Annotated in this window: 15 protein-coding genes and 5 tRNA genes; 14 read left to right on the top strand and 6 right to left on the bottom strand. The window is 70.8% G+C overall.

All coding sequences use genetic code 11. The features are described from left to right. Positions 1-36: 36 nt before the first annotated feature. The 6 genes from ABZ923_RS01965 (at position 37) to ABZ923_RS01990 (ending at position 1,321) form a co-directional block, all read left to right on the top strand. A complete protein-coding gene (locus tag ABZ923_RS01965; protein ID WP_361465495.1) occupies positions 37-768 on the top strand; it encodes an HAD family hydrolase in 732 nt (243 codons plus the stop codon). A 91-nt stretch (positions 769-859) separates the two neighbouring features. Next, positions 860-931, top strand: a tRNA-Gln gene (locus ABZ923_RS01970). A gap of 21 nt (positions 932-952) precedes the next feature. Then, a tRNA-Glu gene (locus ABZ923_RS01975) sits at positions 953-1,025 on the top strand. 29 nt (positions 1,026-1,054) lie between these two features. After that, positions 1,055-1,127 (top strand) — tRNA-Glu (locus tag ABZ923_RS01980). Between the two features lie 21 nt (positions 1,128-1,148). Then, positions 1,149-1,220, top strand: a tRNA-Gln gene (locus ABZ923_RS01985). 28 nt (positions 1,221-1,248) lie between these two features. After that, positions 1,249-1,321 (top strand) — tRNA-Glu (locus ABZ923_RS01990). Between the two features lie 51 nt (positions 1,322-1,372). Here ABZ923_RS01990 and ABZ923_RS01995 read toward each other — a convergent pair. Further along, a complete protein-coding gene (locus ABZ923_RS01995) occupies positions 1,373-2,017 on the bottom strand; it encodes a MerR family transcriptional regulator (RefSeq protein ID WP_361465497.1) in 645 nt (214 codons plus the stop codon). A gap of 80 nt (positions 2,018-2,097) precedes the next feature. On the opposite strand from ABZ923_RS01995, the gene ABZ923_RS02000 reads away from it, so the two are divergent. Beyond that, positions 2,098-2,595, top strand: coding sequence for a DUF4188 domain-containing protein (locus tag ABZ923_RS02000; protein WP_361465500.1), 498 nt, complete (start codon positions 2,098-2,100; stop codon positions 2,593-2,595). Positions 2,596-2,771: 176 nt separating this feature from the next. On the opposite strand, the gene ndgR is transcribed toward ABZ923_RS02000, so the two are convergent. Next, on the bottom strand, positions 2,772-3,488 hold the full coding sequence (gene ndgR / locus ABZ923_RS02005) for an IclR family transcriptional regulator NdgR (protein ID WP_009320373.1): 717 nt from the start codon (positions 3,486-3,488) through the stop codon (positions 2,772-2,774). Positions 3,489-3,696: 208 nt separating this feature from the next. Here ndgR and leuC point away from each other — a divergent pair, with 208 nt between their 5' ends. The 4 genes from leuC to ABZ923_RS02025 all read left to right on the top strand — a co-directional run bounded on the left by leuC (position 3,697) and on the right by ABZ923_RS02025 (position 7,018). Next, the gene (gene leuC / locus ABZ923_RS02010) at positions 3,697-5,121 is read left to right on the top strand and encodes a 3-isopropylmalate dehydratase large subunit (protein ID WP_361465503.1); all 1,425 of its coding nucleotides are present in this window, start codon (positions 3,697-3,699) and stop codon (positions 5,119-5,121) included. 5 nt (positions 5,122-5,126) lie between these two features. After that, a complete protein-coding gene (leuD, locus tag ABZ923_RS02015; protein ID WP_361465506.1) occupies positions 5,127-5,720 on the top strand; it encodes a 3-isopropylmalate dehydratase small subunit in 594 nt (197 codons plus the stop codon). Positions 5,721-5,985: 265 nt separating this feature from the next. After that, a complete protein-coding gene (locus ABZ923_RS02020) occupies positions 5,986-6,216 on the top strand; it encodes a hypothetical protein (RefSeq protein WP_030649187.1) in 231 nt (76 codons plus the stop codon). A 136-nt stretch (positions 6,217-6,352) separates the two neighbouring features. Then, positions 6,353-7,018, top strand: coding sequence for an HU family DNA-binding protein (locus ABZ923_RS02025; RefSeq protein WP_361465509.1), 666 nt, complete (start codon positions 6,353-6,355; stop codon positions 7,016-7,018). Positions 7,019-7,089: 71 nt separating this feature from the next. Here the strand turns inward: ABZ923_RS02025 and ABZ923_RS02030 are convergent, their stop codons facing one another. Together ABZ923_RS02030 and cofC are read right to left on the bottom strand one after the other, a co-directional pair. Further along, positions 7,090-7,293 carry a hypothetical protein gene (locus ABZ923_RS02030; protein ID WP_361465512.1) on the bottom strand — a complete coding sequence of 68 codons (204 nt, stop codon included), beginning with the start codon at positions 7,291-7,293 and terminating at the stop codon, positions 7,090-7,092. Positions 7,294-7,298: 5 nt separating this feature from the next. After that, complete coding sequence (gene cofC / locus ABZ923_RS02035) at positions 7,299-8,006, bottom strand: 2-phospho-L-lactate guanylyltransferase (RefSeq protein WP_361465514.1); 708 nt, start codon at positions 8,004-8,006, stop codon at positions 7,299-7,301. Positions 8,007-8,158: 152 nt separating this feature from the next. Here cofC and ABZ923_RS02040 point away from each other — a divergent pair, with 152 nt between their 5' ends. The 3 genes from ABZ923_RS02040 (at position 8,159) to ABZ923_RS02050 (ending at position 11,232) form a co-directional block, all read left to right on the top strand. Continuing rightward, a complete protein-coding gene (locus tag ABZ923_RS02040; protein WP_361465517.1) occupies positions 8,159-8,929 on the top strand; it encodes a lysophospholipid acyltransferase family protein in 771 nt (256 codons plus the stop codon). Next, the gene (locus ABZ923_RS02045) at positions 8,926-9,936 is read left to right on the top strand and encodes an NAD(P)H-dependent glycerol-3-phosphate dehydrogenase (RefSeq protein WP_361465520.1); all 1,011 of its coding nucleotides are present in this window, start codon (positions 8,926-8,928) and stop codon (positions 9,934-9,936) included. The genes ABZ923_RS02040 and ABZ923_RS02045 overlap by 4 nt, the downstream gene beginning before the upstream one ends. A gap of 138 nt (positions 9,937-10,074) precedes the next feature. Beyond that, positions 10,075-11,232, top strand: a complete 1,158-nt coding sequence (locus ABZ923_RS02050) for a D-alanine--D-alanine ligase family protein (protein ID WP_361465522.1) — start codon at positions 10,075-10,077, stop codon at positions 11,230-11,232. 12 nt (positions 11,233-11,244) lie between these two features. Here the strand turns inward: ABZ923_RS02050 and ABZ923_RS02055 are convergent, their stop codons facing one another. Then, positions 11,245-11,766 carry a DUF3515 domain-containing protein gene (locus ABZ923_RS02055; protein WP_361465525.1) on the bottom strand — a complete coding sequence of 174 codons (522 nt, stop codon included), beginning with the start codon at positions 11,764-11,766 and terminating at the stop codon, positions 11,245-11,247. Between the two features lie 20 nt (positions 11,767-11,786). Then, positions 11,787-12,020, bottom strand: a complete 234-nt coding sequence (locus ABZ923_RS02060; RefSeq protein WP_361465527.1) for an Lrp/AsnC ligand binding domain-containing protein — start codon at positions 12,018-12,020, stop codon at positions 11,787-11,789. Positions 12,021-12,213: the final 193 nt, after the last annotated feature.

The raw sequence follows: 12,213 nt of genomic DNA on the forward strand, positions 1-12,213 counted from the left end.
CCCCGTCCCGGCCGGTCCGGCGGTACCGTCGGACCCATGACGATCAGAGCCGTGGTCTGGGACGTGGACGACACCCTGTTCGACTACACGACCGCGGACCGTGAGGGCATGCGGGCGCACCTGGCGGCCGAGGGCCTCCTCGTCGGGTACGACAGTCCCGAGCAGGCCCTGGTGCGCTGGCGGGAGATCACCGAGCGGCAGTGGGCGCGGTACGCGGCGGGGGAGTGCACCTTCCAGGAGCAGCGGCGCGACCGCGTGCGTGTGTTCCTCGGCACGGACCTGACCGACGCCGAGGCCGACGCCTGGTTCCAGCGGTACGTCGGGCACTACGAGGCCGCCTGGAGCGTCTTCCCGGACGTCCTGCCCGCCCTGGAGGCGCTCGCCGTCAGCCACCGGCACGCGGTGCTGTCCAACTCCAGCATCACCGTCCAGGAGCACAAGCTGCGCACCCTCGGTCTGCTCGACCGCTTCGAGTCCGTGCTGTGCGCCGCCGAGCTGGGCGTCTCCAAGCCGGAGCCGGGTGCCTTCCTGGCCTCCTGCGAGGCGCTGGGGCTGCCGCCGCACGAGGTGGCGTACGTCGGCGACCACCCCGAGATCGACGGGCGGGGCGCCGCCGAGGCCGGACTGCTGTCCGTGTGGATCGACCGCGGGACGGGCGTCGTACAGGCCGTCGGGGAGGTTGTCTGCCGTCGGATCTCCACCCTCGCCGAACTCCCGGCGCTCGTCCGCGCGGATACCCGTTTTGGAGCCCCGTCCACCTTCGGGTAATGTTCTTCCTGCGCCGAGGGGAGCGGGCCGGAAGGCCGGAGCCCCGAGGAGCAGACTAGAACGAGAACCCCGCAGGGGGATTGAGTTCCAGTGGCCTATGGTGTAATTGGCAGCACGACTGATTCTGGTTCAGTTAGTCTTGGTTCGAGTCCAGGTAGGCCAGCTCGCAGAGCTTATCTGCAAAGCCCCCGTTGTGTAGCGGCCTAGCACGCTGCCCTCTCAAGGCAGTAGCGCCGGTTCGAATCCGGTCGGGGGTACTGATCTCGATCTTGTCGGGATCGCTAGGGCCCCCGTTGTGTAGCGGCCTAGCACGCCGCCCTCTCAAGGCGGTAGCGCCGGTTCGAATCCGGTCGGGGGTACTGACTGGTCTAAACCATCATTGGTCTATGGTGTAATTGGCAGCACGACTGATTCTGGTTCAGTTAGTCTTGGTTCGAGTCCAGGTAGACCAGCTCGGACCTGCGGAAACGCAGAGTCCACGCCCCCGTTGTGTAGCGGCCTAGCACGCCGCCCTCTCAAGGCGGTAGCGCCGGTTCGAATCCGGTCGGGGGTACGCACAGGGAAGGCCCTCCACTTCGGTGGGGGGCCTTCGTCGTGCCGGGCGCTACTCGAAGCCGTACCGCCGGGCCGACTCCTCCTCCTGGGCCAGCCGGCGCAGGGCCTGCAGGATCGGCTCGGTCAGCACCGCGCCGAGCACCGCCGTCTCCACCTTCTCCGCCTCCGACGGACGGGTCTCCACGAAGTCCAGATCGAGCTTCGCCGTCCGGTGCATCAACTCGGCATAGGAGACGAGCAGTTCGCTGCCCCAGTCGTAGCCGAGCCGGCGGAACGCGGCCACCGCCACCACCAGGGACCGGTACGCGGGGGAGATCGTCGTCAGCAGCCGAGCGTTCGACCAGCCCAGCCGGTCCAGCAGCTCGTCGGCCTCCTGGCGCGCGGCCCGGACGTACTCGTCGTCCTCGTCCGGTTCCGGCACCTGCGGCAGCGCCCACAGGGCCGCGCCGAGCCGGATCGTGCGGCCCAGGGACTCGTCGTCGACGTTGCGCAGCACCTCCCGGACCGTGGCCACCGGCAGCCCGCCGACCTGGATCATCGCGCGCACCAGCCGCAGCCGGCGCAGGTGCTCCTCGCCGTACTCCGCCGTCGTCCTGTTGAGCTGGCGGCCCGGCGGCAACAGGCCTTCGCGCAGGTAGTACTTGATCGTCGCGGTGGCCACACCGCTGCGTTCGCTCAGCTCGGCAAGCCGCATGTCTTGCGCTCCTCCTTGGATATCGCCACTATCCAAGCATCGGCCGTTGGATAGTGCCGCTCACCGACGAGGGGGAAGTCATGGTGTCCCGTACCACCGCCGACGCGAAGGGTGACGTCGTCGTCCTGCTGATCGGCATGCGCATCAACCGCTTCCGGGCCGTCCACCTGTGGCTGCCGGTGATGCTCGCGATGCTGCGCATGCTGCGGGAGCTGGAGAAGGACCCCGCGCGCGGGCTGCGCGCCAAGGTGCTGCTCACGGCGTCGCCGCGCACGTACTACGTCGTGCAGTACTGGGAGTCCAAGGAGAAGCTGTACGCCTACGCGACCGCGCCGGACGCCTTCCACCACGAGGTCTGGGCCAGGCTCAACCGCAAGGAGCGGGCCGGGAAGCTGCGCGGGGAGGTCGGGATATGGCACGAGTCGTACGTCGTGCCGGAGGGGTCGTACGAGGCCATCTACGGGGACATGCCGGCGTTCGGGCTGGCCGCCGCGCACGGGCAGGTGCCGCTCGCGGCGCGCGGGCGGTACGCCAAGGACCGGTTCGCCTACCGGTCGGGGGAGGGTGCGGGCGCCTGACCGCCGTGGGGTGTCCGCCGCCGGGCCGGTGCGGGCCCGTGCGCGGTCCTCGCGCCCGCGCGGCGGAGCCGCACGTCGACACGGCCCGGGCCCCGGGCCGGCCGCCCCGCCCCCGGGAAGGACCTGCCGCGGCGTTGAGGCGGGTCCTTCCCCGGGCGGGGTCTTCCGGTGCCGGCTCAGCCCGAGCGGCGCAGGGCCTCCGAGAGGCGGGCTGCCGCGTCGATGACCGCCTGGGCGTGCATGCGGCCCGGGTGGCGGGTCAGGCGCTCGATGGGGCCCGAGACGGACACGGCGGCCACCACGCGGTTGGAGGGGCCGCGTACGGGCGCCGAGACGGACGCGACGCCCGGCTCGCGCTCGCCGATCGACTGGGCCCAGCCGCGCCGCCGTACGCCCGACAGGGCCGTCGCCGTGAAGCGGGCGCCCTGCAGGCCCCGGTGCAGGCGCTCGGGCTCCTCCCAGGCCATCAGGATCTGCGCCGAGGAGCCGGCCTTCATCGTGAGCGTGGAGCCGACCGGGACGGTGTCCCGCAGGCCGGACAGGCGTTCCGCCGCGGCCACACAGATCCGCATGTCACCCTGGCGACGGTAGAGCTGCGCGCTCTCGCCGGTGACATCACGGAGGTGGGTGAGCACGGGGCCCGCCGTCGCGAGCAGGCGGTCCTCGCCCGCCGCCGCCGCGAGCTCCGCGAGGCGCGGGCCGAGGATGAAACGGCCCTGCATGTCGCGTGCCACCATGCGGTGGTGTTCCAGGGCCACGGCCAGGCGGTGGGCCGTGGGTCGTGCCAGTCCGGTGGCGCCGACCAGACCCGCGAGGGTGGCCGGACCGGACTCCAGAGCGCTCAGGACGAGGGCCGCCTTGTCCAGAACGCCGACGCCGCTACTGTTGTCCATGCAACGATACTCACGTCTCACTCTGTGAAACGCAAGTTCAATTTTCCGTGGAACGCGCCACCCTGGAATCACACAGCGGCCCGGGGACCAACGGGCCTGGCGGTGGACGCCCGGAATCACGACGTTCAGGGGCCCCCAAGAAGGGCAGCCACCGCTCCTCAAGATCTCTAGTTGGGTCGGTGGACGCTTGCCGGCCGGAGGGAAAGCGATGGGTAGGACACTCGCGGAGAAGGTCTGGGACGACCACGTCGTCCGGCGCGCCGAGGGCGAGCCCGACCTCCTCTACATCGATCTGCACCTGCTGCACGAGGTGACCAGCCCCCAGGCCTTCGACGGTCTGCGCAAGAGCGGCCGGACGGTGCGTCGCCTCGACCTCACCATCGCCACCGAGGACCACAACACCCCCACCCTCGACATCGACAAGCCCATCGCCGACCCGGTCTCCCGGGCCCAGCTGGAGACCCTGCGCAAGAACTGCGCCGAGTTCGGCGTGCGGCTGCACCCGCTGGGCGACGTCGAGCAGGGCGTCGTGCACGTCGTCGGCCCGCAGCTGGGTCTGACCCAGCCCGGCACCACCGTCGTCTGCGGCGACTCGCACACCTCCACGCACGGCGCCTTCGGCGCGCTGGCGTTCGGCATCGGCACCTCGCAGGTCGAGCACGTGCTGGCCACCCAGACGCTGCCGCTGGCCCGCCCGAAGACCATGGCGATCACGGTCGACGGCGAGCTGCCCGAGGGCGTCACCGCCAAGGACCTGATCCTGGCGATCATCGCCCGCATCGGTACCGGCGGCGGCCAGGGCTACATCCTGGAGTACCGCGGCTCCGCCATCGAGAAGCTCTCGATGGAGGCCCGGATGACCATCTGCAACATGTCGATCGAGGCCGGCGCCCGCGCGGGCATGATCGCCCCCGACGAGACCACCTTCGCGTACCTCAAGGGCCGTCCGCACGCCCCCGAGGGCGCCGACTGGGACGCCGCGGTCGCGTACTGGAATACGCTGCGGACCGACGAGGACGCCGTCTTCGACGCCGAGGTCGTCATCGACGCCGCCGCGCTGTCGCCGTTCGTCACCTGGGGCACCAACCCCGGCCAGGGCGCGCCGCTTTCGGCGGACGTCCCCGACCCGGCTTCGTACGAAGACGCTTCGGAGCGCCTCGCCGCCGAAAAGGCCCTGGAGTACATGGGGTTGGAGGCCGGGCAGCCGCTGCGCTCCATCAAGGTGGACACCGTCTTCGTAGGCTCCTGCACCAACGGCCGCATCGAGGACCTGCGCGCCGCCGCGGATCTGCTGCGGGGCCGCAAAGTCGCCGACGGCGTACGGATGCTGGTCGTCCCGGGCTCCGCGCGCGTGGGGCTGCAGGCCGTCTCCGAGGGCCTGGACGTGGTCTTCAAGGAGGCCGGCGCCGAATGGCGGCACGCGGGCTGCTCGATGTGCCTCGGCATGAACCCGGACCAGCTGGCCCCGGGCGAGCGCTCCGCCTCCACCTCCAACCGCAACTTCGAGGGCCGGCAGGGCAAGGGCGGTCGCACGCACCTGGTGTCGCCGCAGGTCGCGGCGGCCACCGCCGTCCTGGGCCACCTGGCCTCCCCGGCCGACCTGACCGACGTCCCCGCGCCCGCTGGAGTCTGAGAACCATGGAAGCCTTCACCACCCACACCGGCCGGGCCGTCCCGCTGCGCCGTAGCAACGTCGACACCGACCAGATCATCCCTGCTCACTGGCTCAAGAAGGTCACCCGGGACGGCTTCGAGGACGGGCTGTTCGAGGCCTGGCGCAAGGACCCGGAGTTCGTCCTCAACCGCCCCGAGCGGCAGGGCGCGACCGTCCTGGTCGCCGGCCCCGACTTCGGCACCGGCTCCTCCCGCGAGCACGCCGTCTGGGCGCTGCAGAACTACGGCTTCAAGGCCGTGATCTCCTCCCGCTTCGCCGACATCTTCCGCGGCAACTCGCTGAAGAACGGCCTGCTCACGGTCGTGCTGGACCAGAAGATCGTGGACGCGCTGTGGGAGCTGACCGAGCAGGACCCCACTACTGAGGTCACTGTGGACCTTGAGGCGCGTGAGGTCCGCGCCGAGGGCATCACCGCCTCCTTCGAGCTGGACGAGAACTCCCGCTGGCGGCTGCTGAACGGCCTGGACGACATCTCCATCACGCTCCAGAACGAGGCCGACATCGCCGCCTACGAGGCGAAGCGTCCCGCCTACAAGCCGCGGACGCTCCAGGTCTGATCCGGATCCCCTGACCGGGTCGTATTTCGGCCACCTCAACATCCCCTCTGTACCCCCGATCGCCACGATTGGGGGTACAGCCATGTCTGCACCCGAACGGCCCTGCGACTCCGCCCAGCTCAGCCCAACTGCCCGCGTTAGGAGGGCTGTTGTTTGGGTAAGTGAGTGCTGTGTTCGCGTCCACCGCAAGTGCCTGGAAGGCCATTTGAGGCGGCAGTTGCCCCCTGCGCAGGCGACAACTCGCCCCAGATGGCACAATCTGTGCATGGAACACGACGGCCAACTCCAGCTCTATACGGCGGTCGCGAACCAGCTCAAGGAAGCGCACGCAAGAGTGCGCGCACTGCAAGTCCCGGAGGGCGTACGGATGGCGCTGACCCGGAAGCTGCTGGTCATTACGGCCGCGGCCAAGCACGATCTCGCCGACGCGGCAAGGCGGCTCGATCGGTTCACGGCGGACCTCGACGCGGGTCGGATCCCCGAAGAGGACCGCTGAACCGTCCGGGACGGCCGAGTCCGTTGCGGCACAAGGGTGATAAGCCCGTTTCGTGTTTGATTTGCGGTATATATCTGCCTAACGTGCGAAAAAGCTTGAACACTTTCGTTCTGGCGAAGTCTCCGAAGGGGAAGACGTGAACAAGGCGCAGCTCGTAGAAGCGATTGCCGACAAGGTGGGTGGCCGCCAGCAGGCCGCCGACGCTGTCGATCATGTCCTGGACGCCATCGTCCGCGCGGTCGTCGCGGGCGAGCGGGTCTCGGTCACCGGCTTCGGGTCCTTCGAGAAGGTGGACCGCCCCGCCCGCTACGCCCGCAACCCCCAGACGGGCGAGCGGGTTCGGGTCAAGAAGACCTCGGTGCCGCGGTTCCGCGCCGGTCAGGGCTTCAAGGACCTGGTGAGCGGCTCGAAGAAGCTGCCGCGCGGTGGCGAGGTCTCCGTGAAGAAGGCGCCCAAGGGCAGCCTGTCCGGCCCGCCGCCCACCATCGCCAAGGCCGCCGGCAAGAAGGCCGCCGCGAAGAAGACGGCCGGTGCGGCCAAGAAGGCCACGGCGGCGAAGAAGGCGACGCCCGCGAAGAAGACCACGGCCGCCGCCAAGAAGACCACGGCGAAGAAGGCGCCCGCCGCCAAGAAGACCACCACGGCGACCGCCAAGACCGCCGCGACGAAGACCGCCGCGAAGAAGACCACGGCGAAGAAGGCCCCGGCGAAGAAGGTGACCGCCAAGAAGGCCCCGGCGAAGAAGTCGACGGCCCGCAAGACCACCGCCAAGAAGACCACCGCCCGCAAGGCGACGTCGTAGGACCGCCAGGGCATTCACGCGCCGGGCCGGACTCCCCAGGGGAGCCCGGCCCGCGGTGTGTGTAAGGGCGGTCAGAGGGTCTGAAGGGTGACGAGGGTGATCCGGAGGGTCTCGCCCCCGCCCTCCGTCTCGATCCGCACGCGCTGCCCGGGGCGCAGCAGCCGCAGGTCCCCGGCGTCGAACGCGGCGCGGTCGAACGGCACCGGGGTGCCGTCGTCGAGGAGCACCTGCCCGCTGCGGGTCTCCGGGTCGTAGGTGAACGCGGTGGCTTGCATGGCCGTCAGCGTAGTGGCTTCGGCCGCCGGCCGCCGGGGCCGCACGCCGCCGCCGGACGCGGGCCCCCCGGGGCCGGCCGGGCGCCCACCGCCAAGGCCGCCGAGACCGCCGCCGTGTAGGGCCCCACCCCCAGGGCCAGCGCCGCCCGCAGGTCCTGCCCGGTGTCCACGTCCTGCCGAACCGAATCGACCCCGGCCAGCGTGAGTTCCGCCGCGCCCGACGCCCGGTGCCGCATGCGCGAATCCACACCGAACAGCGGACGCAATGCGCGGTCGCCGGCCGCCGCCAGTAAAGTCGTGCCCACTTCGGCCGCATCCGCGAGAAAAGCCCGGGGGAATTCCGCGGCGGCGGTCAGCACCCGGGACAGTTCCGCCGGACGCAGGGCCGGCAGATCGGCGTTCAGGGCCGCGACCGGAGTGCCGGGGCGGATTTCCCGTACGACGGCCGCCCCGTGCGCCAGGGCGGCGTTCAGGCCGCTGCCGGGGGTGTCCGGGACGATCCGCGCGCCCAGCGCCGCCAGTTCCCGGCCGGCCAGCTCGTCGTCCGTGACGACCGCCACATCCGACACCGCCGGGCAGGCCACCGCCGCGGCCACCGTGTCCTGCGCGAACGCCAGCGCCAGCGCCGGGCGCACCCCGTCGTCGGCGGTGTCCGCGAGCCTGCTCTTGGCCCGCGTCAGGGGCTTCAGGGGGATGACCAAGGTCCACTGCACCGGCGTACCGTCCCTCTCTCGTCCCGCACATTGTCCCCGGGTCATCTGGCGCCGCGGGGAGCGGGGCGTACGGTGTTCTCGACAGACCGGCGGCCCGGGGCCAGACTTGTGCGGCCCCCGCCGGGGTGGCAGTCCTAGAGGAAGGTGTCCTTGTGCCCCGCCGCAGAATCGGCTTCTGGTACCGCTTCGCCGCGGTGATCTGCAAACCGCCGCTGGTGGTTCTGATCAAGCGGGACTGGCGTGGAATGGAGCACATTCCGGCCGAGGGCGGATTTATCACCGCGGTGAACCACAATTCCCACGTGGACCCCTTCGCGTACGCGCACTATCAGTACAACACCGGGCGGGTCCCGCGATTCCTGGCGAAGAGCGGGCTTTTCAAGAAGGGATTCGTCGGGGCCGCCATGCGCGGCACCGGGCAGATCCCCGTCTACCGCGAGTCCACGGACGCCCTGAGCGCCTTCCGGGCCGCCATCGACGCCGTCGAGCGCGGCGAGTGCGTGGCCTTCTACCCCGAGGGCACCCTCACCCGCGACCCGAACGGCTGGCCCATGACGGGCAAGACCGGCGCCGCCCGCGTCGCCCTGCAGACCAAGTGCCCGGTCATCCCGGTCGCCCAGTGGGGCGCCAACGAACTGCTGCCGCCGTACGCCAGGAAGCCCAGCCTCTTCCCGCGCAAGACGCACCACGTGCTCGCGGGCCCGCCGGTGGACCTCTCCCGTTTCTACGACAGGGAGATGACCCCGGAGGTGCTGAAGGAGGCCACCGAGGTCATCATGGCGGCCATCACCCGCCAGCTGGAGCTGATCCGCGGCGAGAAGGCGCCCGAGACGCCGTACGACCCGCGCCGTGAGCGGATCGAGCAGCGGCGCCGCACCCAGGCACAGGCGCAGGCCAGGCAAGCGGAAGGGCAGAGCAAGTGAGCAAGCCTGTGCGGGCGGCCGTCATGGGCACCGGTTCGTGGGGCACCGCCTTCGGCATGGTCCTCGCCGACGCCGGCTGCGACGTGACCCTGTGGGCCCGCCGCGCGGAGCTGGCCGAGGCGGTCAACTCCACCCGGACCAACCCCGACTACCTGCCCGGCGTGGAACTCCCGGAGAACCTGCACGCCACCGCCGACGCGGCCGAGGCCCTCCGGGACGCGGACTTCACCGTGCTCGCGATCCCCTCCCAGACCCTGCGCGCCAACCTCGCCGAGTGGTCCCCGCTGCTCGCCCCGGACACCGTCCTGGTCTCCCTGATGAAGGGCGTCGAACTCGGTTCCACCATGCGGATGAGCGAGGTCATCGAGGACGTCGCCAAGGTCGGCGCCGACCGGATCGCGGTCGTCACCGGGCCCAACCTGGCCCGCGAGATCGCCGCCCGCATGCCCGCCCTCGCCGTCGTGGCCTGCACCGACGAGCGGGTCGCCCAGCGGCTGCAGGCCGCCTGCCACACGCCGTACTTCCGGCCGTACACCAACACCGACGTGGTCGGCTGCGAACTCGCCGGCGCGGTCAAGAACGTCATCGGGCTCGCGGTCGGCATCGCCGACGGCATGGGACTCGGCGACAACGCCAAGGGCTCGCTCATCACCCGCGGCCTCGCCGAGACCACCCGGCTCGGCCTCGCGATGGGCGCCGACCCGCTGACCTTCTCCGGACTCGCGGGCCTGGGCGACCTGGTGGCCACCTGCTCCTCGCCGCTGTCCCGGAACCACACCTTCGGCACCAACCTCGGCAAGGGCATGTCCCTGGAGGAGACCATCGCGGTCACCCGGCAGACCGCCGAGGGCGTCAAGTCCTGCGAGTCCGTGCTGGATCTGGCCCGCCGGCACGGCGTCGACATGCCGATCACCGAGACGGTCGTCAGCATCGTGCACGAGGGCAAGTCGCCGGTCGCCGCGCTCAAGGAGCTGATGGCGCGCAGCGCCAAGCCCGAACGCCGCTGAGAGCGGCCGGGCGGCCGGCTCCCGGGGCCGCCTTTCGGGGCCGTCGCGCGACGCTGTGCAACCGTCCGCGCGACGCTGAGCGACCGCCCGGGAGCGCGCGCTGACTTGGCCGCTACCTCCGGGTACTCTCAACGCGATATGAGCACCGAGAACCTTCCCCAGAGCCCTGAGCAGCCGTCGCGCAAGCCGCGCGTGGCCGTCGTGTTCGGCGGGCGCAGTTCCGAACACGGGATCTCCGTGGTCACCGCCGGCGCCGTCCTCAAGGCCATCGACCGGACGAAGTACGACGTCCTGCCGATCGGCATCACCTCGGACGGCCGCTGGGCGCTGACGGCCGACGAGCCGGAGCGGATGGCCATCACCGACCGCCGTACCCCCAGCGTGGCCGAGCTGGCGGAGTCGCACGAGGGCGGCGTGGTGCTCCCCGTCGACCCCGCGAACCGCGAGGTCGTCTACAGCGAGCCCGGCTCCGTGCCCAAGGCGCTCGGCGAGGTCGACGTGGTCTTCCCGGTGCTCCACGGCCCCTACGGCGAGGACGGCACCCTGCAGGGCCTGCTGGAGCTGTCCGGGGTGCCGTACGTCGGCTCGGGCGTGCTCGCCTCGGCCGTCGGCCAGGACAAGGAGTACATGAAGCGGGTGTTCACCTCCTTCGGGCTCAAGGTCGGCCCGTACCTGGTGATCCGGCCCCGCGAGTGGGCGCAGGACGAGTCCGCCGCCCGCAAGCGGATCATCGACTTCGCCGGTGAGCACGGCTGGCCGCTGTTCGTGAAGCCCGCGCGCGCGGGTTCCTCCATCGGCATCACCAAGGTCGACGACCTGTCCGGGCTGGACGAGGCGATCGCCGAGGCGCAGTCCCACGACCCGAAGATCCTGGTCGAGGCGGCCCTGCGGGGCCGCGAGATCGAGTGCGGCGTCCTGGAGTTCGAGGACGGCCCGCGCGCCTCCGTCCCGGCCGAGATCCCGCCGCCGGACGCCCACGCGTACTACGACTTCGAGGCCAAGTACATCGACTCCACGCCCGGCATCGTCCCGGCCCCGCTCACCCCGGAGCAGACCGCCGAGGTGCAGGGACTCGCGGTCGAGGCGTTCGAGGCGGCCTCCTGCGAGGGCCTGGTCCGCGCGGACTTCTTCCTCACCGAGGACGACGAGTTCGTGATCAACGAGATCAACACCATGCCCGGCTTCACGCCGATCTCGATGTACCCGCAGATGTGGCAGGCGAGCGGGATCAGCTACCCCGAGCTGGTCGACCGCCTGGTGCAGGCGGCGCTGCGCCGCTCCACCGGACTGCGCTGAGCCCGCGGCGGGTCAGTGCCGCATGGAGGCGAGCCCCTCGGGGATCGCCTTCTTGACGGCCGTCGCCAGGTCCATCAGCACCTGGGCGCTGTCGTCCGACCCGGACAGCTTCTTCGGCAGGGTCACCTGCACATACGCGCGACGGCCGGACGTGGTGAACCGCCACGTCCCGTCGTCCTCCTTCTCCATCAGCCACTCCACCCCGTTGACCCCGCCGCCGATCGCGTCCGGGTCGTCGCCGAGGGCCACCTTGGGATCGACCATCTTCGGCGGCCGGACGATGCCGCAGCGCAGTATGATCGCCGGGCTTCCCCAGCCCGCCGTGTAGGCGGACCGGGGCTCGGGGTCCTGGCGGCTCGCGCCGTTCACCTTTCGCGGCAGCACCTTGTCCAGATCCCGGCAGAGCGGGGCGGTCTTCGCGTCGGGGGTGGGAACTGCCACGGTGTCGCCGTCGTCTGCCGAGGAGCAGCCCGCGACCACGACGAGCAGGGCCGGCGCGAGCAGGGCGAGGGGCCGGTGGCGGAAGATGTTCACCGGCCAAGCGTAGACGGGGGCTACAGATGCACGACCGGACAGGTCAGGGTGCGCGTGATGCCGTCCACCTGCTGGACCTTGGCGACCACCATGCGACCGAGTTCGTCGACCGTGTCGGCCTGGGCGCGCACGATGACGTCGTACGGACCCGTCACGTCCTCGGCCTGGAGGACGCCAGGAATCTTGGTGATCGTCTCGGCGACGGTCGACGCCTTGCCGACCTCCGTCTGGATCAGGATGTACGCCTGTACCACGGAACCTCCAAGGCGGCCACGAGGATCATGTGGGGAAAAGGAACGCCACGGTATCGCGTCGCCGCACCCCGCGGGGAGACCTGCGGGAACCGGGCTTGCGCGCCAGGGTGCAGGCACGACAGGAGTTGACGGTCACCTCGACCGTATCGGGGACACTGAGGACGCGCGACCGGGCAGGGCACGGCACAGAAGG

The organism is Streptomyces sp. NPDC046881 (assembly GCF_040645015.1).
In the GTDB taxonomy this organism is placed as follows: Bacteria; Actinomycetota; Actinomycetes; order Streptomycetales; family Streptomycetaceae; genus Streptomyces.

What these genes read in the sequence shown, in the direction of transcription:
- ABZ923_RS01965 (WP_361465495.1), top strand. Translation starts at nt 37, where the DNA reads ATGACGATCAGAGCCGTGGTCTGGGACGTGGACGACACCCTGTTCGAC.
- ABZ923_RS01995 (WP_361465497.1), bottom strand. Translation starts at nt 2,017, where the DNA reads ATGCGGCTTGCCGAGCTGAGCGAACGCAGCGGTGTGGCCACCGCGACG.
- ABZ923_RS02000 (WP_361465500.1), top strand. Translation starts at nt 2,098, where the DNA reads ATGGTGTCCCGTACCACCGCCGACGCGAAGGGTGACGTCGTCGTCCTG.
- ndgR (WP_009320373.1), bottom strand. Translation starts at nt 3,488, where the DNA reads ATGGACAACAGTAGCGGCGTCGGCGTTCTGGACAAGGCGGCCCTCGTC.
- leuC (WP_361465503.1), top strand. Translation starts at nt 3,697, where the DNA reads ATGGGTAGGACACTCGCGGAGAAGGTCTGGGACGACCACGTCGTCCGG.
- leuD (WP_361465506.1), top strand. Translation starts at nt 5,127, where the DNA reads ATGGAAGCCTTCACCACCCACACCGGCCGGGCCGTCCCGCTGCGCCGT.
- ABZ923_RS02020 (WP_030649187.1), top strand. Translation starts at nt 5,986, where the DNA reads ATGGAACACGACGGCCAACTCCAGCTCTATACGGCGGTCGCGAACCAG.
- ABZ923_RS02030 (WP_361465512.1), bottom strand. Translation starts at nt 7,293, where the DNA reads ATGCAAGCCACCGCGTTCACCTACGACCCGGAGACCCGCAGCGGGCAG.
- ABZ923_RS02050 (WP_361465522.1), top strand. Translation starts at nt 10,075, where the DNA reads ATGAGCACCGAGAACCTTCCCCAGAGCCCTGAGCAGCCGTCGCGCAAG.